This is a genomic window from Prochlorococcus sp. MIT 1201 (assembly GCF_047303415.1).
Classification (GTDB): domain Bacteria; phylum Cyanobacteriota; class Cyanobacteriia; order PCC-6307; family Cyanobiaceae; genus Prochlorococcus; species Prochlorococcus marinus_D.
The window spans coordinates 1,183,624-1,202,546 of record NZ_CP138947.1 but is presented as its reverse complement, the minus strand read 5'-3'; the positions used below and the strand labels follow the sequence as shown (position 1 = coordinate 1,202,546).

The 18,923-nt window shown below is 50.8% G+C and carries 19 protein-coding genes; 5 read left to right on the top strand and 14 right to left on the bottom strand.

What is annotated here, in order from left to right; genetic code table 11:
• Positions 1-49 precede the first annotated feature (49 nt).
• Positions 50-1,462, bottom strand: coding sequence for a pyridoxal phosphate-dependent decarboxylase family protein (locus SIB41_RS05805; protein WP_413361170.1), 1,413 nt, complete (start codon positions 1,460-1,462; stop codon positions 50-52).
• A gap of 102 nt (positions 1,463-1,564) precedes the next feature.
• Between SIB41_RS05805 and SIB41_RS05800 the strand changes: the two genes are divergently transcribed.
• Positions 1,565-2,056 carry a nucleoside deaminase gene (locus tag SIB41_RS05800; protein ID WP_413361426.1) on the top strand — a complete coding sequence of 164 codons (492 nt, stop codon included), beginning with the start codon at positions 1,565-1,567 and terminating at the stop codon, positions 2,054-2,056.
• On the opposite strand, the gene SIB41_RS05795 is transcribed toward SIB41_RS05800, so the two are convergent.
• Entirely contained in the window at positions 1,998-3,182 is a 1,185-nt protein-coding gene (locus SIB41_RS05795) for a pyridoxal-phosphate-dependent aminotransferase family protein (RefSeq protein ID WP_413361168.1), read from the bottom strand. The genes SIB41_RS05800 and SIB41_RS05795 overlap by 59 nt on opposite strands.
• Positions 3,183-3,754: 572 nt before the next feature.
• Between SIB41_RS05795 and glnA the strand changes: the two genes are divergently transcribed.
• Positions 3,755-5,176, top strand: coding sequence for a type I glutamate--ammonia ligase (gene glnA / locus SIB41_RS05790; RefSeq protein WP_011129980.1), 1,422 nt, complete (start codon positions 3,755-3,757; stop codon positions 5,174-5,176).
• An 853-nt stretch (positions 5,177-6,029) separates the two neighbouring features.
• Here the strand turns inward: glnA and SIB41_RS05785 are convergent.
• From SIB41_RS05785 to mnmH, 4 genes are read right to left on the bottom strand one after another with little or no spacing between them, the layout of a single operon-like run.
• Positions 6,030-7,031 (bottom strand): AI-2E family transporter, encoded by a 1,002-nt coding sequence (locus tag SIB41_RS05785; RefSeq protein WP_413361166.1) that lies wholly within the window; start codon positions 7,029-7,031, stop codon positions 6,030-6,032.
• On the bottom strand, positions 7,028-8,110 hold the full coding sequence (locus SIB41_RS05780) for an AI-2E family transporter (RefSeq protein WP_413361164.1): 1,083 nt from the start codon (positions 8,108-8,110) through the stop codon (positions 7,028-7,030). Before SIB41_RS05780 ends, SIB41_RS05785 begins: the two co-directional genes overlap by 4 nt.
• A 34-nt stretch (positions 8,111-8,144) precedes the next feature.
• Positions 8,145-8,498 carry a photosystem II reaction center protein Psb28 gene (gene psb28, locus SIB41_RS05775; protein WP_011129983.1) on the bottom strand — a complete coding sequence of 118 codons (354 nt, stop codon included), beginning with the start codon at positions 8,496-8,498 and terminating at the stop codon, positions 8,145-8,147.
• Positions 8,499-8,523: 25 nt separating this feature from the next.
• On the bottom strand, positions 8,524-9,624 hold the full coding sequence (mnmH, locus tag SIB41_RS05770) for a tRNA 2-selenouridine(34) synthase MnmH (protein WP_413361162.1): 1,101 nt from the start codon (positions 9,622-9,624) through the stop codon (positions 8,524-8,526).
• A gap of 39 nt (positions 9,625-9,663) precedes the next feature.
• Between mnmH and SIB41_RS05765 the strand changes: the two genes are divergently transcribed.
• Positions 9,664-10,380, top strand: coding sequence for a GUN4 domain-containing protein (locus SIB41_RS05765; RefSeq protein WP_413361160.1), 717 nt, complete (start codon positions 9,664-9,666; stop codon positions 10,378-10,380).
• A gap of 64 nt (positions 10,381-10,444) precedes the next feature.
• On the top strand, positions 10,445-10,915 hold the full coding sequence (locus SIB41_RS05760) for an ATP-binding protein (RefSeq protein ID WP_413361158.1): 471 nt from the start codon (positions 10,445-10,447) through the stop codon (positions 10,913-10,915).
• Between the two features lie 647 nt (positions 10,916-11,562).
• Here the strand turns inward: SIB41_RS05760 and SIB41_RS05755 are convergent.
• Complete coding sequence (locus tag SIB41_RS05755; protein ID WP_413361156.1) at positions 11,563-11,868, bottom strand: DUF3104 domain-containing protein; 306 nt, start codon at positions 11,866-11,868, stop codon at positions 11,563-11,565.
• 180 nt (positions 11,869-12,048) lie between these two features.
• Positions 12,049-12,303, bottom strand: coding sequence for a DUF6439 family protein (locus tag SIB41_RS05750; RefSeq protein ID WP_011129988.1), 255 nt, complete (start codon positions 12,301-12,303; stop codon positions 12,049-12,051).
• A gap of 54 nt (positions 12,304-12,357) precedes the next feature.
• Between SIB41_RS05750 and SIB41_RS05745 the strand changes: the two genes are divergently transcribed.
• On the top strand, positions 12,358-12,630 hold the full coding sequence (locus SIB41_RS05745) for a hypothetical protein (protein ID WP_413361154.1): 273 nt from the start codon (positions 12,358-12,360) through the stop codon (positions 12,628-12,630).
• 17 nt (positions 12,631-12,647) lie between these two features.
• Here the strand turns inward: SIB41_RS05745 and SIB41_RS05740 are convergent, their stop codons facing one another.
• The 6 genes from SIB41_RS05740 to secD form a co-directional block, all read right to left on the bottom strand.
• Entirely contained in the window at positions 12,648-12,968 is a 321-nt protein-coding gene (locus SIB41_RS05740; protein WP_011129990.1) for a hypothetical protein, read from the bottom strand.
• A 96-nt stretch (positions 12,969-13,064) separates the two neighbouring features.
• Complete coding sequence (locus SIB41_RS05735; RefSeq protein WP_413361152.1) at positions 13,065-14,138, bottom strand: class I SAM-dependent methyltransferase; 1,074 nt, start codon at positions 14,136-14,138, stop codon at positions 13,065-13,067.
• A gap of 522 nt (positions 14,139-14,660) precedes the next feature.
• The gene (locus SIB41_RS05730; RefSeq protein ID WP_413361150.1) at positions 14,661-14,900 is read right to left on the bottom strand and encodes a Nif11-like leader peptide family natural product precursor; all 240 of its coding nucleotides are present in this window, start codon (positions 14,898-14,900) and stop codon (positions 14,661-14,663) included.
• A 1,196-nt stretch (positions 14,901-16,096) separates the two neighbouring features.
• Entirely contained in the window at positions 16,097-16,357 is a 261-nt protein-coding gene (locus tag SIB41_RS05725; protein WP_011129994.1) for a hypothetical protein, read from the bottom strand.
• On the bottom strand, positions 16,350-17,429 hold the full coding sequence (secF, locus tag SIB41_RS05720; protein WP_413361148.1) for a protein translocase subunit SecF: 1,080 nt from the start codon (positions 17,427-17,429) through the stop codon (positions 16,350-16,352). The genes SIB41_RS05725 and secF overlap by 8 nt, the downstream gene beginning before the upstream one ends.
• A gap of 3 nt (positions 17,430-17,432) precedes the next feature.
• Complete coding sequence (gene secD, locus SIB41_RS05715) at positions 17,433-18,920, bottom strand: protein translocase subunit SecD (protein ID WP_413361146.1); 1,488 nt, start codon at positions 18,918-18,920, stop codon at positions 17,433-17,435.
• Between the last annotated feature and the right edge of the window lie 3 nt (positions 18,921-18,923).

Here is an 18,923-nt window from a genome sequence, read left to right as displayed (position 1 = left end):
ACAGTCGTGATAATCGCCACCCAGCGCCCTCGTGGGGGTGATGAAGCCATTAGCGCAAACCCAGCAAAGATTGATTCATCAGAGTTGCCAACCGATTGAGATGAATCGATTGCGTATGGGGGTTGCCCAAGACCACCTTGAGGAAATGACGACCATGATGCAAGGGTCTTGACACCATCAACTGCTGTTCCAGCAAGCTTTGCCGAGTTGCTAATGACCAGACTGAGGCTTGATCTGCATCGGCGTTCTTAGGGGTACAGGCAATGAGATGCAATGGTCCGCTGAGAAGAATGAACCTGGATGCATCGAGTTGACGCGCGAGCGACTGACGACGCTGAATTGCCCCCTCCAGCAAGCACTGAATTCCCTGCTCCCCGAGTTGACGCAGACCCAACCAAAGCTTGAGCACCTCTGCTGGCCGAGTTCCTTGAAGGCCAATTTCACTTCCATGACCGTCACCCCAGGCTGGTTCCATATAGGGCAAGCCAGTCGAGAAGGCTGAAGCAAGATGGGATTGGTTCGCGACTAGCAATAGGGATGATGTCTTAGTGATCCCAAGCAACTTTTGAGGATTCACTGTGATCGAATCGGCTAGAGAGATTCCTTCAACCACAGAGGCAGTGGCTGCTGTTAGAGCAAAGACCCCTCCAATGGCTCCATCGACATGCAACCAGACCTGCTCGCGTCTGCATAGCTCTGCTACTGCTACCAAGGGATCTACAGCTCCCTGGACAGTCGTGCCTGCTGTCGCCACAACGGCTAAGCATGGTCTCCCCTCTGCGCGGAGAGCTTTCAGTTGATGCTCTAGGGCATCGAGATTCATGCAGCCCTCTTGATCGACAGGCACCGTCTGCAAGGCATCGCTAGCCAATCCCATGACCCGAATGGCCTTAGCGAGTGACACATGGGCGTCGACACTTGCAAGCACCACTGCCCTGGGATCATCTTGAAGATCTGCCTGTTGGCGACCTATCACCATCGCCATGAGGTTGCTGAGGCTGCCACCACTGGCTGCCACACCACCAGCCGTCAACGGCAGTCCCAAGCGCTCAGCAAACCAGCGGCACATCTCTCGCTCTAAACGCGAAAGACTGGGTGACAACTCCTCGGCCAAAAGATTGTTGTTTAGCCCTGCGCAGATCAAATCGGCAGCGATGGATGCCGTTAGAGGAGGCGGATCGAGATGAGCCAAAGCACCTGGATGGGAAGGCTGATAAGCCCCTTCCATCACCAACTGCAAATCGTCCAGCAAGGCATCAACTGAAAGACCTTGAGGCGGCGGCGCCACATCAGGCAAAGCACTAAGCGCTGGTAAGGGGCCTCGATTGCTTGCTGTTGCGAACCACTGACAAAGTCGAGCACTGGCCTGCTCCAGAAAAGTCTGCAGTTCTGGATCGAAGCGGTCAGGCTTGGCAAAGGGCGCCAAGGTCGCAGTCGGCCTTATCTGGGAAGTGCCAGCCAATAACGCTCGTCATACAAGTTCCATTCTCCCTCCTGATGGCATTGTTTGATCAGGAGCTGCCACTTAGCGGTGCCTTTAGCGAAACCTCTTGAACTAACCAACATGCAATGCCGCTATTGGATGTTGCGGCTACTGACTCGAGCAAAACAACTTGGCGATCTTGGAGAAGTTCCTGTGAGTGCCGTAGTGCTGGATGCCGATGGCCGCTGTATCGGACATGGCAGCAACCAAAGGCATCGAGGACGTGATCCATTAGGCCATGCAGAACTGATTGCACTCCGACAGGCTGCCTGGCTCAGAAGTGATTGGCGATTTAATGACTGCACCCTGATTGTCACTCTGGAACCTTGCCCGATGTGCGCGGGAGCACTAACACAAGCGCGCATGGGTCAGGTGATCTTTGCTGCACACGACCCCAAACGAGGCGGACTTGGTAGCACAATCAATCTGGGGGAACACCCCAGTGCTCATCATAAAATGCGTGTTCTTGGCGGTGTGATGGAAGTTGAAGCCAGGCAGCAGCTAGAAGCCTGGTTCAAGCAGCAACGGCAACGTTTTCACGAAAACGAGGTAACTCTGACTCGAACAGATTGAGCAACAGCTCAACGTTTTTAGGGGTGGAGTTGTATCCCATCAAGCCAATCCTCCAGATCTTGCCAGCCAAGCTTCCTAAGCCGCCGCCGATTTCAATGCCGTGCTCATTCAGCAAATGCAGACGGAAGGCATTGCCATCAACTCCATTAGGAATGCAAACAGTTGTGAGTGTGGGCAAACGCAAGGCTTCAGGTACATGCAACTCCAAACCAAGACTCTCGAGCCCTGCCCAGAGCACTTCGGCATTGCAGCGATGACGATCCCAAGCGTTTTCAAGACCCTCATCCGCAAGTAATCGCAGCGCTTCACGCATCCCAAAGTTCATATTCACCGGCGCAGTGTGGTGATAAACCCTGTCGCTTCCCCAATATTGATTCAGCAGCGACACGTCTAGATACCAATTGGGCACCTTGCTACTACGGGCGGCAAGCTTTTCTTCGGCGCGGGGCCCCATGGTGAAAGGGCCAAGACCAGGAGGGCAGCTGAGCCCCTTTTGGCTGCAGCTGTAAGACAGATCAACCTTCCATTGATCCAGAAAAACCGGCACAGCGCCTAAGGAGGTGACCGTATCAAGCAGTAAGAGGCAATCGTGCTTATGGCAAAGATCGCCGACACCATCCATTGGCTGACAAACGCCAGTGGATGTTTCTGCATGCACTAGAGCCAGAATTGCTGGGCGATGCTCGATCAAAGCTGCTTCTAGTTCTGCAAGGGAAAAGGCTTCTCCCCAGGGTTTTTCAATCAACTGAACATTGGCTCGATATCGAGCAGCCATATCGGCAAGGCGATTGCCGAAATAACCGTTTACCGCAACTAATACCGTGTCACCAGATTCAATGGTATTGGCCAAGGTCGCCTCCATGGCAGCACTACCAGTACCGCTCATCGGCAGTGTGAAACGGTTGTCGGTCTGCCAGGTGTAGCGGAGCAACTCCTGAACCTCACCCATCAATTCCAGATAAAGGGGATCAAGATGGCCAATCGGAGAGCGCGCAAGTGCCTGAAGCACCTTGGGATCGGCATTTGAGGGTCCAGGCCCAAACAGCAAGCGGGTAGGCGTGGCAATCGGTTCGAGAACCGTCTTATGAGATTGGTCAACCTGGGGAAGGGTTTGCGTCGTCGCCAAGGCCCTTGGTTAGTTCAATTATCTAGAGCCTAAGCAGTCACCCTTCATCCCCGGGACTTTTTTGAGGGATTGCAACGGCAACCAAGCAGGTCAATCAATAGCGAGGGCAATTAAAAAATACTGATTATTTTTTTTTGCGTCTCTTGGCAGCAGAAGGGAAGTAAGTAAAAAAACGCTAGCTCGTCTGGCAAAGTCCCTTTGAAGCCTGATCCGTGATTGGCTCAATACTGATGCCCATTGACTGAAAGCAGGCTTCAAAACCGTTCATGCAGATCGAGCGAAGGCTGAACGAAAATGGTTGTAGCAACCAATCAACCCTGTGATGAGATAAGCCATTGAGGACGAATGGACGACTTGGACGAGTTGAGGGATATAGAAGCTAAACAATCAAAATCAGTGATCCAGCCATAAAGTTCACCCAGCCTTAGATCAGCTCAAGCTGACAGAAACGGTTACGGAATCCACCCAGAAAGGAAACAAGGCTTCAGTAGAAGGTACCTGTTGCTACAAAAAGGATGCCATGCGGCTGATTACGGTCGCTCTCTTATCGCCGGCTCGGCCTCATCTTCGCCATGGGCAAATCACCCCAAGACGTCCTCCGCCAGATCAAGGACGAGGGCATTGAACTGATTGACCTCAAGTTCACTGATCTGCACGGCAAGTGGCAGCACCTCACCGTTTGTTCGGATTTGATTGATGAGGAAGCCTTTGCGAATGGCTTGGCTTTCGATGGATCTTCCATCCGTGGATGGAAGGCCATTAACGAATCAGATATGGATATGGTGCCCGACGCCAGTACGGCCTGGATCGACCCCTTTTATCGCCACAAGACTCTTAGCTTGATCTGTTCCATTCGGGAACCTCGTAGCGGCGAGCCCTATGCCAGATGCCCCAGGGCGCTTGCCCAAAAAGCCCTCGGTTACTTAGCCGGCACCGGCCTGGCCGATACTGCCTTTTTCGGCCCTGAACCAGAGTTTTTCATCTTTGACGACGTCCGCTACAACTCCGGCGAAGGTGGCTGCTTCTACAGCGTTGACACGATTGAGGCCCCTTGGAATAGCGGTCGCATTGAAGAAGGCGGCAACCTTGCCTACAAGATCCAACTAAAAGAAGGCTACTTTCCGGTTCCACCCAACGACACCGCCCAGGACATCCGTTCCGAAATGCTGCTGCTGATGGGGCAATTAGGAATCCCGATGGAGAAGCACCACCATGAAGTTGCTGGTGCTGGCCAACATGAATTGGGGATGAAGTTCGCTGAGCTGATTGAAGCTGCGGACAACGTGATGATTTACAAGTACATCGTCAGGAATGTTGCACGTAAATACGGCAAAACGGCAACGTTTATGCCCAAGCCGGTGTTCAACGACAACGGCACCGGGATGCATGTTCACCAGAGCCTCTTTAAAGGAGGCCAACCCCTGTTCTTTGGAGAAGGGACCTACGCCAACTTGTCACAGACGGCTCGCTGGTATATCGGCGGCATCCTCAAGCATGCTCCCTCCTTCCTGGCTTTCACAAACCCCACAACCAATAGCTACAAGCGTTTGGTGCCAGGTTTTGAAGCTCCTGTAAACCTTGTTTATTCCCAGGGCAATAGGTCGGCAGCTGTTCGCATTCCGCTCACTGGCCCAAACCCGAAAGCGAAGCGTCTTGAATTCCGCCCAGGCGATGCCTTGGCCAATCCTTATCTAGCTTTCAGCGCAATGATGATGGCGGGCGTTGACGGCATTAAAAACCAAATTGACCCTGGCGATGGTTTCGATGAGGATCTATTTGAACTACCAGAAGAACGCCTTGCCAGCATCCCCACAGTGCCAGCTTCACTTAATGGTGCGCTCGAAGCGTTAAATGCAGACAAGAACTACCTCATGGAAGGGGGAGTCTTCACTGAAGACTTCATTGACAACTGGATTGACATCAAATACGAAGAGGTGCAGCAATTGCGTCAACGACCTCATCCCCATGAGTTCACCATGTATTACGACGCATGAGGTTGGGTGAAAAGATCACCATCTGTTTGAAAAAATAGGGAAAGTTATTCATTTAAACTAATTTTCAAGTCCCCGCCAGCTAAGCGGGGACTTTTTAATGACTTAGCATTCAGGAAAATATTGCTTGTTTTAAAGAAATTTCCCCCGATGCACTTTGGCTATGGAAAGGAATTAGAATTTATTGGCTGTAAATGTTTATGCGTGGGACATGCATTGACAGCATGTTGTGATACTTAATTGCTAGCATTAGTGTGTAAATAGCAAGCCATCTAAAATTAATAACAACTGCATCTTGCAGCAGAAGATTGGATGGAGTACTTATTCCTTTAGTTCAAGCTAAATGGCTAAGTGGAATCCCATGAACTCTTATGATTTGCAACCATTAAGTAATGGCCAAGCTTCAGAAGAAACGTCTTCGTAGTCAATGGCATAAACTGCTAATAAATCATCCAATACTGCGTATACGGTTGTTTATGTGAACAACTTTACGGCTTCAAGTAGATTTTGGCTTTGCTGAGCTTTTGGATTACTACATTCAAACTTCAAATGTATCAAGCTGTCTAGTCTAGAAGGGTGGTTGTATGTCTATTCTGTGTCTGCTTACGCCTATTTCCTTGATGCAATCCAACAAAAAGACTTTCTCAATTCAAGAGAGAAAGGCTCCGTTGTTGTTATTCACCTTCCTGGCTCAGGGATGTGCAAGTGGTTAATTCTAAATGCAATACCAAGTACATCTGTAAATCCAAAAAACTTATGGACATAAAATCGTCCAGCATTAAGTTACAGTCGTGATTGACTTGTTGCCAATCATCAATAAATGACAGCCTCATATCAAGCGAATATTGTTGGATGATTATGCCCAACGATCCATGATCTGTTTAACAACCACCTGCTCCATTCCTACCTGCAAAACCACCACAAGTGGCAAAGCCAACAACACCCCTGGTAGACCCAATAAGGCGCCCAAGCTCAGTTGAGCCATTAACGCCACGGTGGGAAGCAGGTTGACCGTACGCCGCAATAACAGCGGGGTGAGCAAAAACGCCTCAAGATTCTGCAAAATCAGCCGCAATACCAGAACTTGCAGCATTAGTAGGGGGGAAACAAGCAGGGCCATGGCCAATGGCAGCAGGGAGGCGGCCGTTGGCCCAATGGTGGGGACGAAGGTCAGTAAGCCACAGACCAATGCACTCAATAGGGCCAGAGGAACCTTGAGCAGTGCAAGCCCTGCCCAAGTGAGCACAAACACGCTGCTTGCTGAGATCGTCATCCCAGCAAGCCAGCCACCAAGAGCCAAACGGCATTGATCAAGCAATTCAGCCATCTCCTGTCGCGCAGGCCGAGGCGTTGCAGCAATCACCATTTGGCGATGGGATACAGGATCTAGCGCTAGCAAGACAGCCAGCAAGCTCATCAACAACAACTGAATCAGGCTGTTGGCGGCCCCGCCTGCTACACCAAGCAATTGCGAGCCCAAGGGTTGGATCCGATCCCAGCTGAACTGTTCGGCAAAAGACTCTTCCAGATTCATCAGTCGCGGGTTGCTGACCAGCATCGATTTCAGCTTGGTCACCAGGGTGGGTACGAGATTGCCCAACTCTTGAACCTGGGTGATCAACTCAGGCACCAGCAGCTGGAAAACCAAGGCACCGCCAAGCAGCAGCACCACCAGCACCACTGCTAGCGAAAGGGGACGAGGCCAGGAGAGGCGGTCCTGAAGTTTCTCAATTAGCACATCAAGTGCTACTGCTAATACCACTGCTCCAAAGAGCACTAACAACACCCAACGCAGCTGCCAGGTGAGCAAAGCCAGCACCACCAGAGTGAGTGCGACAAGAAGGGTGCGGGCATTCATGGCGCCAATCGCTTTTTCTTCCAGGGATCAAGCAAATCGTGGATGACCACCTCGCGAATTAACACTTGCAGCACGACGGCGAGTGGCAGCGCCAACAGCAGGCCAAGAGGACCAAACACCACTGTGAAGACAAACTGGGCTGTGAGAGTCAGCCCGGGCAACAATTTCACCTGGTGATGCATCACTGATGGAGTGATCACATAACTTTCCAGGTTCTGAATCACCACATAGAGCCCAAGCACAGCGACTGCTTTCCAGGGTGCATCAAGTAGCGCTACCGACATCGGAAAGATCGTGCTCAAGGTAGGCCCTACATTTGGGATCACGTTGAGCATCCCAGCAAGCAAGGCATTCGCCATCACCAGCTTGATCCCAAGTAGTGAAAGGCCGATTGCGGCAAGCAGGGCCACACAAAAGGAACTGATCAGTACACCCACCATCCAGCTGCTCAGCGCATCTCCGCATTGGCTCAGGATCGAGCGGGCTCGTCGCCTATAAAACGAAGGCAATAACGAGATGGCTACATCTCTGTATGCCGTCGGTTGCACCGCCACCATCAAGCTCATTGTCAACACAAACAGGAGTTGCACCAAGCCGCTGCCGAGGTTGCCTGCAAGGCCTAGAAGGCCTTGCAGGCCTTCCCTCACTCCTGAGGCCAAGCTTGCACCATCTGGTAATGCGTTTAACCCATTTGCAAACAGCTGTTCTTCCCAGCCACCCTTGTTGTTGTCAACTCCGTAGACCATTGCAGAGGTTTGGTTGATGGCGCCGATGGCCAGCTTCCAGAGTTCCTTCGCTGCTGAAGGAAGTTGTAAAAGCAATTGGTGGAATTGCTCTGTAAAAGGAGGAACCACAATTGCTGTGGCAGTGCCAACAACAAGGGCAAGAGCGACCAAGCAGATCAGTAAAGCCATGCTGCGAGGCATGGGTTTCCTTGTGCGCAGCTCACCCACCAGAGTGCAGAGAGCCATGGCAAGAACAATGCCTGCAAAGAGGTGGATCAGCACCTCTCTAAGGCTCCAAAACAGCACACCCGTGGCCATCAGTGCAGCCAGAGCCAGCCATTGGGAGAATTTCACCCGTGTTCAGGCAGCCAGCCTTTGCATTCTCCCCTTAGTTTTGGGAGTAGCCCAGACCGTTGCAAGCTGCATAGCGTTTAGCAAATCGCATGAAGCGTTCAAAATCCGCTTCTGATTTCCAGATGTAGGTGACTTCAAGTGCGCTTGGTTTGCCATTCACAAAACGTGCATTCACCTCACGTGTCACGAGTTCGCCTTCTTCGTCGATCATGAACATGCCGGTGATACCTGCCCATGTTTCCGGGGCCATGATCTCTGGCTGATCAAAGACAAAAAGAGCTCTGCCGGTACGGCCGTCACTACTGCGTGTCAGTTTGATGTCAGGAACGACAGGTTCATCAACACCACGTGTGAACTGAATTGCCGCAGTTTTGTTCGCGTTAGCCATTGATCTCTACGACAAGATATGGATCTTACGTTGAGTTCATAACCAGCTGTGGCTTGGGGCTTGATCTGACAAGCTCTCGTTCAATCAACATCTCAGCGGCTTTGGTTGTGTTCAGTCCGCAAAGATCCACGCTTTGTCTTTGAGGGGTCCTGCTTAGTTCGTAGTCATAGCAACGGTCGTAGTAATCCAACATGGCGCGACATGCTTGGTCCCAGTTCTCAAGAGCGATCGCATCCAAGGCCTGTCGTGTGCGTTGTGGGCCTAAACGGCGGCTGATGCGTTGGGTCGCTTCCTGCAAAGACTCACGGCCATGCTGGCCATACACATCAACCAGTTGAGCAACCCGTTCATCAAGTGAACGGTTGATCTCCAGTACTGGTGCCATTTGCATCTGATGGAAAAGTGCTCGGGGGATTCTGCAGCGACCCACCTGTGAACTTTCCGCTTCCAGCCAGATTTCATCTGCAGAACTGTTTTGACAGCGCTGTAAACATTCGGCAAGGAGATTTTCGTAATGTTCAGTGCTTGGTTGTGGGGGTAAGCCCAACCCACCAAAGCTGCTGCCCCGATGGTTCGCCAAACCTTCAAGGTTGACGACAGCGACCCCTCGTTGTGCCATGGCAATGAGCAGATCAGTCTTGCCCGTGCCTGTTCGTCCACCGAGTAATCGCAAAGGCCAGGTTTGCTCAAATTGTTGCAGCACCCATCGCCGATAGCTCTTGTATCCACCCTCCAGAAGCAAAGGCTTGAGATCCACAAGACCCGCTAGCCAAGCAACACTCGCAGAGCGCATGCCTCCTCGCCAGCAGTAAATGCGTAGATCAGATGCAGAGGTGTTTTCTGATTCAGTGGCTGGATCTCTGCTCAGTTTCAACAGGGCTTCAGCAAGCCCTGACAGTTTTGGGCCTGTGAACTCAAGACCCAGCTTGATCGCTTGCTGACGACCTTTTTTTTTGTAAGTGATGCCGACCGCTGCCCGTTGTTCATCGCTGAAGAGAGCAAGGTTGATCGCACCTGGCCAATGTCCCTTATTGAATTCAGCTGGGCTGCGAACGTCCACAACAGGACCATTGGCCTGACGGAATCTTTCGATCGAGTAAGGAGTATGGGTACCCATTCCTGACATAGTGGGCCAGCGCCGAGCCAGAAGAGCCGGTTTCGATCCATGATCTCCGGTCCCACCCCCTCCACCAACCAGAGCGTTGAAGAACTACTGGAACGATTCACCAGTGGTTCAAAGCGTCAACGGCTCAGCTTGGTGACAACGATTGAAGAACGGGCAGAAGAGCTGGCTGCATTAGCTCAAGCAGCTCTTGCCTCTTTTGACCCAGAGGGAGACGACTGGGCTGCAGGATGGATTCTGCAGGTTTTTCAGCGTCATCAGTCGCAGGTTTTGCCCAGCCTGTTGAGCAGCGAGTCGAGTGGCTGGTTCTCGACCCCATCAGCTGTGGGGATCGACTATGAGCCTTTGCAACGCGAGCTGCTAGCCGAAAACTTTGAGGAGGCGGACCGCTTCACCAGTGCAACGCTGCGCAAGCTCGCAGGACCTGGAGCCGAGCAGCGTGGTTACGTGTACTTCAGTGAGGTGCATGCGATCAATGGCCTCGACCTGGTCACAATCGATCGTCTCTGGATCGCATATTCACAAGGAAGGTTTGGGTTTACGACCCAAGCGCGCTTGCTGAACGCTCTCGATGGCAGGTATCACAGCCTCTGGGCTCGTATTGGTTGGAAACAGGATGGAACATGGACACGTTATCCAGGCTCCTTTACCTGGTCTCTCTCTGCCCCTGAGGGGCATATGCCTTTAATTAATCAGCTACGGGGTGTGCGCTTAATGGATGCGGTGCTGCATCATCCATCACTTACAGCCCGCCTTTAGAGCAGATTTCAGCTTGAGGCACCGGCCTAGACCACGCGAAGGGTTATGGTCAAAACAGGTCCGAATGGTCCTGATGCCTTCCTGGTCACGGGCAGCTTCTAGGCTTCTATTCAGCGTTAGCCCTCAAGGGGTGGCCCCGCTGTTTCGTTGGGCTGATTTCATTCTTCCTTCAACTCTGCAGCTCACTCCTTTGCTGGAGATCCTGCTTGAACCTGTTGCCTGTCAGGACACCAGCTATCGCCTACAGCTCGGATTGCAGGAGGCATTGGTGAATGCGGTGCAACATGGCAATTGCGGAGACCCAGGCAAATCTCTGCGAGTTCGTCGAATCTTTACGCCTAACTGGATGATTTGGCAGATCCAGGATGAAGGGATCGGTGTACCGCTCAATGCTCGAGTTGGTTGCCTTCCAGCTCAACTTGAAGCCAATAGTGGACGTGGAATGTTTCTGATTTATCAGTGTTTTGATGATGTGCGCTGGAGCCAGCGCGGCAATCGCTTACAACTAGCCTGTCGACGTCCCAAAAGCAGTTGAGACTGCTGACAGCGTACAAACTTGAATGCTATTAATCATAAGAGCTAATAATTAGAAGCGAAGCCGAGGTGCATTTGCCTTTTGATTAAACAAGAAGGTGGATCAATTCATTGTTTCAATTGACAGTGAAAGTAGTGTCCACCTGATTCTCGCTTTTTAATCAGTATTTCAGCGCTTTAACAGCTTTATTCATCGATAGACCACTTCTACTTGAAGAAGGCCTTCCATCTGGATAATTGGTATTTTTTGCAAGGCTATAGCCGGCTAAACGCTTTTTTTAATAGAGACTAAGCATGGACTTAATGGACTTTTTGAAAGTAAGCTTGATGTTGGCAAGTGGCCTTCCAATATTTTTAAACAGAGAACTATTTTCTCTATCCAGGCCTTGCTTTTGTTAGGCTTAATCGGCAAAAAGTAAAGTAATCATCTCTTCTGTGATCATTTCCATAGAGTCGTATGAATGCAAAAATAGCCTAAGTAAAATTTCGATCATTCAGCATGAAATAGCACCTTCATGATTCAATCTGCCAACGTTTTTTAAAATGTTCCCCTCCATAATATGAGCAAATTGATCAAACGTTGTTTCATCTTGTTTTCTTCTTTTTAAAAGAGATGAATTCATCATGCCTGCTGTTTGAACAAGGTGCTCACTTCTCGCTGATGCATGCGTTTTGTTGATGTTGAGATCTCATTGATCGGACCACTTTTGTGACTTGATCAGCATTGATGGTTTTGATTACACCTGTATCGATACATGCCACCTGGAAGAGGGACGGTTCCAGGCTCCTGGCTCCAGACACGATATGGATAATTTCTCCCATCCACCAGTTATCTGCTGCAGGACCTTCACTCTCTTGAACGATCACCACATCTCCACAGGTAACAGCAAGGAAGATTGATTCCTCTGGCAAAAAGCCTGGACCTACTTCTGCGGCCCTCGATAGCGACGCCAACCTGCTCCATGCCAGTACATCTGTTCTAGCGATGGTTATCGCGCTTTGCCTGGTTGAGTGATTGTGTGTTGTTTCGATTGCTGCAGGCCCAGCCATCGGCCTGAATGGGAATTGCTGATGAAAGTTTGAGGGTGAAGCCGGACCATTGCTGCAAAGGCCATTCCTGTTGCAACAACCGTCTTAATCCCTGCCGCAGCCAGGAGCTTTCAGTTCGCGCCTTAGCCAACGCAGGCTTTGATCGGTAAGGGCCTCAACATCAGAGCGTTCTCCACCTTGAAGCAGCTGGACTAAGGCTCCAGCAAGAAGCTCTGCAGCTCTGCGGTCGGCATCTCCTTTTTGTTGATGCCAGTTGTGATCATTGAGGCTTAATTGAGCATGAAGATCCATGGCCTGGCGTTGCACCTCAATTGGCCACTCAGCTTGTTTGATTCCCATCTTTATCAGCGGTTCACTTGGTCTATTTTGCTTGTGATAGTAAAAGCCGTCTGAATGGTGACACGGCCACGTCAGGTTCAACTCCGTTGGCTGCATGGGCTGTCAAGGTTGGTGCTTTTGGGGCAGCGCCAGGACAGACTGAAACGATCTTCCAAGATGCTGGCAGCAAGACGGAGCAAACAGAGGAGTCAGCTCGCGCGTCAGATACTGGAAATACCTTCAGAGCAATGGTTGCGGCCTAAGTGGTCTAGCGAGTGGATTTGGCGGGCCTTGCGTTGGGGTGGACCTGGAGTTGCCCTTGGCTGGTGGCTCAGCCAGAGCGGGTAATTGCGTTTGAATTCAGATCAAACGGCTGTTAGTAGATCCTGCTCGACTACTACAAGTGACTTAGAGATATCTGGAATGGCATGCTCCAGAGGAGGCAGTGGCATCTCGCTAGGGTTTGACGTCTGTTGACCGCGCATCCAAGCATTACGAAGAGATTGCCGTCGTTGATCTTCTGCAAGGACCAGTCGGTCTGCAGCGGCTGAGGGGCTTTCACCGTGAAGTAATGCCGTTCGCAGGCAAATTCCAAACCCTTGAGCCTCGACTTGCACTTTGCCTTCCATTAAGACAATTTGGAAGGTCCAGCCCTGTAACCACCGCAGTTGAAAGGGATTACTCATGTTGTCCCTTCAGGAAAAAATACACCGGATTTTGCATCTAACAAGAGCACCCTATTTGTGAGACTCGATTGAACTACCGAGTGTCAGGAAACCCGCTTAAGCTTTGTTTTGGAGCGGTTTGAAAGCAGTCCAAACTCGTGTCATGAAGTGAGACTCGGCAGCGATGCCCTCAAAACCGCTTGCTTGGAAACGTGCCTCAATGTTGTCGGAGATGTAATCGCGGTAGTACGGCTCATGAAATATCCGCCGGAAGTTCTCCATGGCAGGGATGAACTTGGGCGAGTCTTCCATTTGTACAGAATCTGCTAGGACCAAAACTCCGCCTGGTTCGAGCACGCGCCAGCATTCGTCAAGAACATTTTGCCGGGCCGAGCTCGGTAATTCGTGAAACAGGAAAACGCACGTGATGCCTTGCACACTTTGATCAGCAAACGGCAGCTGTTCAGCATTACCGCGCACCAGTTGCGCGAGTTCTCCATTGCGGCTATTGAGCGAGCGGCTGGCCTCACGTAAATAAGCTGCTGATAGATCCAACCCCAGCAGTTCAACTTTGGGTAGGGCGCTGCGAATCTGTTGCAGGGTTCGACCGGTTCCAGTTGCGACATCCAACACCCGAAGACTGGCGGAGCTGCGGCTTTGGAAGCGTTTCAGCCCGCGCTTGAGAGGCGCTAAAACCCTGCGCCGCATGGAGTCTGCAGTGCCGTTAAAGAGAATCTCTACCTGCAGGTCATAAAGTTCTGCAGAGTGGTCGCTTAGATAGCCATCGGTTTGATGATGAAAGTTTTGCAGGTAGTAATCGGGATAGATCTCTGAATCGACATCGTTTGGCAGATCATGAATATTGCGTGCCTTGCGCCGCTGCCATGTCGAGGGAAGATCTAACCAGACCAAGGGGTAACGGCTCGCCCATTCCAACCACGGAGCTTCAAAGAGCTGCGTTTTTGGATAAATGCCTTGTTCAGCTTCATGCCAGTCAAGTTGCTCGAGAGCTGACATTGAGCTGCGCAGCTCCATCAGCAATTCTCGCGGAATCGGTTCAATGCTTGGCATCGCATCAGGTGCCAGCAATTCCATCAGCTTTGTGCTCAATTCCTTGTGGGCCAGGCCCGCAAGAGTCTTGCTCTGCTGCAGGGTTTGATAAGCGAACTTGGTGAGGCTTGGCTGCGCCATGAACCTGATTTGGGTGTGCTCTATGTCAACGGATCAGCCTTGCAATTGCTGAGATCTCAGATTATAAGCCTTGCCAATTCAATTAAGGATCTATGACAATGCATATGAAATGCTTCGCGAAGCTTTCGCTTGTGATTGCTTTGAGCCTAATTTCTTGTTGATTAATCCAACAGATCAGGATCCAGTTACGAAGAATGACCAATGGCTAAAGGCCTAATCATAAGGATATTTCGTATTAGTCATTGGAAGCATCTATTGATTTTTTGCTAATCAATTGGCCTTTGTGATTGATGCTATTAGAAAGAAGATTGGCGATCTAAATGCATCTTAAAGGCACAGGCCTTGATGTTAATGAATAATGCAAGTCAAAGGCTATATCAATAATGTCTGTGATGCGTTGCAGTGAATAGCTTTGTAAGCTTATATAGAGCATTCGGTTGATATTAGAAGGAATGAATAGATGAGCCAAATCGCGAAAGGTTCTTTGGCTAGATCAGTTTAAATTGCTACTCGTCCACAATTTTATAGCCAGGGACGCTCGTCTGCAGTTTGATTATTGAGCACTCCATCAGCCTCCTGAAGGTCTTTACTTTCTAAAGCCTGAGCTTGTTTTTTGAGGTTGTCCACTGTGATAGAGAATCCAGCTTCTTTGGCAAGCACCACAAACCAATGAGTGTCAACACGTTGTGCTTCAAGCTTCTGCTGAAGCACCGGATCTGATGCAACTTTGGAAAGCAACGCTTTAAGATCCTCCTCTGGCATGCTGATCAAAGAATGAAGAAGACAATGATTTTACTATAAATGGGAAATACTCTCGAAGAGAATCATATAAGTTGTTCATGTTTACAGAGAATTTTGCTATTGATATCTTGCTTGGCTGGCCGATGTGCTTAGAAATAGTGCAAACCTGCTTTGCTTAGCTTCCTGCGAAGCTCTGTCATTGAGCTTCTGTGGAGTTCATCCCTTTTTCAATGTTGAAGACTTTCCTGAAATAGGTCTCCTTGAATGAAAGAACACCATTGGGGCTGATTTCCTATTCTTGTGGTTGCATGAGAAACGTTTGCAGTTAGGCGCTTGTGGATCTTGTGGCTAACCATTCTCGCGCATTGAGAAATTGGCTGAGGTGATGCATCCGACCAATCTTCAGCTTTGAAGGTGGCATATGGAGACGAAACAGGCGCCATGAATTGAGTGCGGTACACATGTACTAGCGTGCCAGTGTTGCCTTGTCAACTCCAGCTGTCACTTTGCTTTCAAGCCAGATCTGAATGGCTACACAAGCCCATCAGTGCAGAAGCCGCCCTTGCTGATTTCATGAGAGAGGCCATCTCTTGCAGAGGGGCATCCCACGGGCCCCATGGATCAAGCTGGCAAGTCAGATCGGCAGTTGACTGGCTAACACCTTTGGGGATCAAAACCTACTTGAGCTGCTAAGCCGAAATAGAAATCATCGAAGGGAACCTTTTAGCTGCCTTGCACAACGATGAATACAGCGGCATAGGCTGAAACTGCCATTGCTATCTATGCCTTCTTCCTGCTCAACTTAATGATCTCAACCCGAACTAATCACCGCGATTTCAGATAACATTAGTTTCTCTTCATTGAGGATCGGTAAAGTGCACTCTGCAGCGATAACGAGTGTTGCCAAGCCCGGCTTCGATTGTGGTGCACTTCTCCCCACTGACCGTTGCATCTGCATGTATTTGCAGCCAGGCTCGCTCGATGGCGTTGTTCCGACTCCAATTGATTCAGCGGTAATACTGCCGGCCCAACTCAATGGGACAACGAGCATAATGATTGGAAAACAGTTGCCAACATTGGAGCCTTCATAGTGAGATGAAAGGTTGCAAAATCAGTCTTTTGATTGAGGACATTATTCCTTTTCTTAACTCGCTAACACGAATTCTAAGTAGTATCAATAACCTCTAGAAGAGAACATCCAAGCCTTAATCTTTGCATCATTCAATTGGACCTTTAATGTTGCCGCCGGCATCTGAACGCCGCCGCGAGACCCCATATCGGCGCCAAAGCGAAGGACTGCAAAACAGCACAATCACAGCAAGGCAGTGATGGCGAACAGCAAAAATCAACTGTGTAAAGGTGAAATGCTCCCAGAGCAAGAGAAACTCTGTTCGTAAATCCCAGAGAGACAGACCCAAAAGAAGAACGGGCAACCAACGATCGCCAGATAGGCCACGGGAGCGGGCCCTTTCAGCCATCTGAAATCGTATCTCCTCCCTCAAGCGGAGGCTGGGAGGAAGACAACGGCGGTTGTGGAGCAGCAGCAGGGGCTGATAAAGGCGCTGCCGGAGGACCACTGCCTTGCCAGAGGCTCAACAATGAAGGGGCTAGAGCGATACTCGACCAGCTACCAACCACCACTCCAAGAGCAAGTGCAACCGCAAACCAGTAGAGCGTTGCACCGCCAAAGAGGATCAGGGCGAGCAGAGGCAGCAGGGTCGTACCGCTGGTGTAGAGGGTCCTTGTGAGGGTCGCGGATACGGCACGATCAACCTGTTCCGTCAGTGGCAGTGAGTTGTCTTCGCGACTGCGCTCACGAATCCGGTCAAAGACCACCACAGTGTCATTGACCGAGTAGCCGGCAATGGTGAGCAGCGCTACCGCGAAGAGGCTATCCACCTCAAGCGTTATCAACAGGCCCAGCCAAGCGAATATCCCACAAACAATGATCACGTCATGGGCAAGGGCCACAAGGGCCAGAAGGGCATATCGACGGTCGTAACGGAGGCTGATGTAGATAGCGATTCCCGTGAACGCCACCAAAAGAGAAATCAAGCTGCTGCGCAGCAATTGGCCTCCCAGACTTGGGCCAATGGTGTCGACCGATTGACCACCACTCTGAAACGGACCCGCTACAGGATCCATTGCCTTGATGACAGCTTGCCCCTGAGCAGCAGAGAGGAAGGGCAACCTCAAGACTAGAGACTGACCTCCATCAAGAAGCTGAACCCTGGCTCGTGAGAGGTTTGGAGCAACCTTGTCTTTGTTAGCGGGTAACTCAAGAGCCCCCAAAACCTCTTCAACACTTGTGGTTTTCAGCGACTGACAGCTCTTGCTACAGCTGCGCTCCAGTTGGATTTGAGTTCCACCAGTGAAGTCAAGTCCTGGACGAAGGGGAGCACCAATGGAAGGGTTCAGCCAACAGAGGATCAATCCCACCAAACTCAAAACCACAAACAGCCCTGAGATTCCCCAAACTCGTCGTCGTTGACGACAAAGTTCAAATCTCAGTGGGCGTTGACGAGTTCCTGAAGATGATGAAACAGCCATGGATCAGGCGAGAGAAGAAGGCAACTGTTTGGCAGGCAAAAAGTTGGTAGGTCGCCTCAAAGCCTGATAGCCCATCAAAAAACGCAGCAGAGTGCGAGTGCAGCTCAATGCCGTAAACAAACTGAGCACAACACCGATGCCGAGGGTGGCGGCAAAACCTTTAACCAAACCCGTACCCAGAAAAAAGAGCGCTGCGCAACTAATCAGAGTGGTGAGATGGCCGTCAACGATCGACGACAAAGCCTGGGAAAATCCAGTCTCGATCGAGCGAATCAAGGTGTTTCCACGCCGCAATTCATCTTTGACACGCTCAAAGATCAGCACATTGGCATCCACTGCCATGCCAATACTGAGGATGAAACCCGCAATCCCAGGCAGGGTAAGGATGACAGGAATCAGAGCATACATAGCGAGATTGAACAGGGCATAAAGACTCAATGCCAACACCGCCACCAAGCCCGCAAGGCGATAAGCAACCACCATGAAAACAGCCACCAAGGCGAGACCAGAGAGCGCTGCGATCAAGCTGCGGCGAATGTTTTCAGCACCAAGGGTGGGACCAATGGTTCGAACCTCGAGAATTTCTACTGGTAATGGCAACGAACCACCTCGTAACTGAACTTCCAGGTCGCGGGCATCTTCAGCATTGAAATTACCGCTGATCGTGGCCGCACCACCAGTAATGCCAGCGGCTCTGAACTGTTCCCCGACGCTGGCTTCACTGATCGACCTTCCATCAAGAACGATGCCAAGTAGACGACCTGTGCCAGCAATTGATTGTGTTAGCTCGGCGAATTGATCTCCGCCTTCTCGGTTGAAGCTAAGTGTCACCTCCCAGCTGTCAGGAACGTTCTGCTGTTGCTGACGCCCAGCTGTGACCAGATCCTTCCCGGTTAAGGACGTGGGCTCGAAGAGTTCAGCGATCTTGATGCTGACTTTCTCATTCAACTGTTCCAGCTGCTCGACCTCACTGCCAACACTGCCTTGCAAACCAAAGGCCTGCTGCGCTTCAACAAGTTGCTGTTTGTCGAGTTCATCATCAGAGGGAGACTCTCCGGATATCGCACGCTCCTGCTTGGACTTGAGAATGTTCTCTACCTGTCGTTTTAGGCGCTGAAGGCCGCGAACCTCCTGTTCTGTGCCAGGTTTTTGAGCTCGAAACTCAAGTAAGGCCGTCTCGCCAAGCACCTTGGCAGCCCTGGTGGGATCCTGTTCTCCTGGAAGCTGCAACACCAGTTGATTGTCACCAATGGTCTGCAGGGTGGATTCGGCAACACCCAAGCCATTGACGCGACGATCCAAAACAGCTTTGACCGCCTCTAGCTGCTCCGATTTCACGCGAGTGATCTCACCAGCGGGCTGCACTTCAAGAGTGAGCTGACTGCCACCACGAAGATCAAGGCCCAACTCAAGCGGAAAGCTTGCAGTGACAGAACCTGCCGCAATGGCAAGAGCAAGAATGAGCGCAAACCAGCCTTGTTGACGTGCCATCAA

Excerpts from the sequence above, each read along its gene's own strand:
- SIB41_RS05800 (WP_413361426.1), top strand. The coding sequence starts at position 1,565 with ATGCAATGCCGCTATTGGATGTTGCGGCTACTGACTCGAGCAAAACAA.
- glnA (WP_011129980.1), top strand. The coding sequence starts at position 3,755 with ATGGGCAAATCACCCCAAGACGTCCTCCGCCAGATCAAGGACGAGGGC.
- SIB41_RS05785 (WP_413361166.1), bottom strand. The coding sequence starts at position 7,031 with ATGAATGCCCGCACCCTTCTTGTCGCACTCACTCTGGTGGTGCTGGCT.
- psb28 (WP_011129983.1), bottom strand. The coding sequence starts at position 8,498 with ATGGCTAACGCGAACAAAACTGCGGCAATTCAGTTCACACGTGGTGTT.
- mnmH (WP_413361162.1), bottom strand. The coding sequence starts at position 9,624 with ATGTCAGGAATGGGTACCCATACTCCTTACTCGATCGAAAGATTCCGT.
- SIB41_RS05765 (WP_413361160.1), top strand. The coding sequence starts at position 9,664 with ATGATCTCCGGTCCCACCCCCTCCACCAACCAGAGCGTTGAAGAACTA.
- SIB41_RS05760 (WP_413361158.1), top strand. The coding sequence starts at position 10,445 with ATGGTCCTGATGCCTTCCTGGTCACGGGCAGCTTCTAGGCTTCTATTC.
- SIB41_RS05750 (WP_011129988.1), bottom strand. The coding sequence starts at position 12,303 with ATGGGAATCAAACAAGCTGAGTGGCCAATTGAGGTGCAACGCCAGGCC.
- SIB41_RS05745 (WP_413361154.1), top strand. The coding sequence starts at position 12,358 with ATGGTGACACGGCCACGTCAGGTTCAACTCCGTTGGCTGCATGGGCTG.
- SIB41_RS05740 (WP_011129990.1), bottom strand. The coding sequence starts at position 12,968 with ATGAGTAATCCCTTTCAACTGCGGTGGTTACAGGGCTGGACCTTCCAA.
- SIB41_RS05735 (WP_413361152.1), bottom strand. The coding sequence starts at position 14,138 with ATGGCGCAGCCAAGCCTCACCAAGTTCGCTTATCAAACCCTGCAGCAG.
- SIB41_RS05730 (WP_413361150.1), bottom strand. The coding sequence starts at position 14,900 with ATGCCAGAGGAGGATCTTAAAGCGTTGCTTTCCAAAGTTGCATCAGAT.
- SIB41_RS05725 (WP_011129994.1), bottom strand. The coding sequence starts at position 16,357 with ATGGCTGAAAGGGCCCGCTCCCGTGGCCTATCTGGCGATCGTTGGTTG.
- secF (WP_413361148.1), bottom strand. The coding sequence starts at position 17,429 with ATGGCTGTTTCATCATCTTCAGGAACTCGTCAACGCCCACTGAGATTT.
- secD (WP_413361146.1), bottom strand. The coding sequence starts at position 18,920 with ATGGCACGTCAACAAGGCTGGTTTGCGCTCATTCTTGCTCTTGCCATT.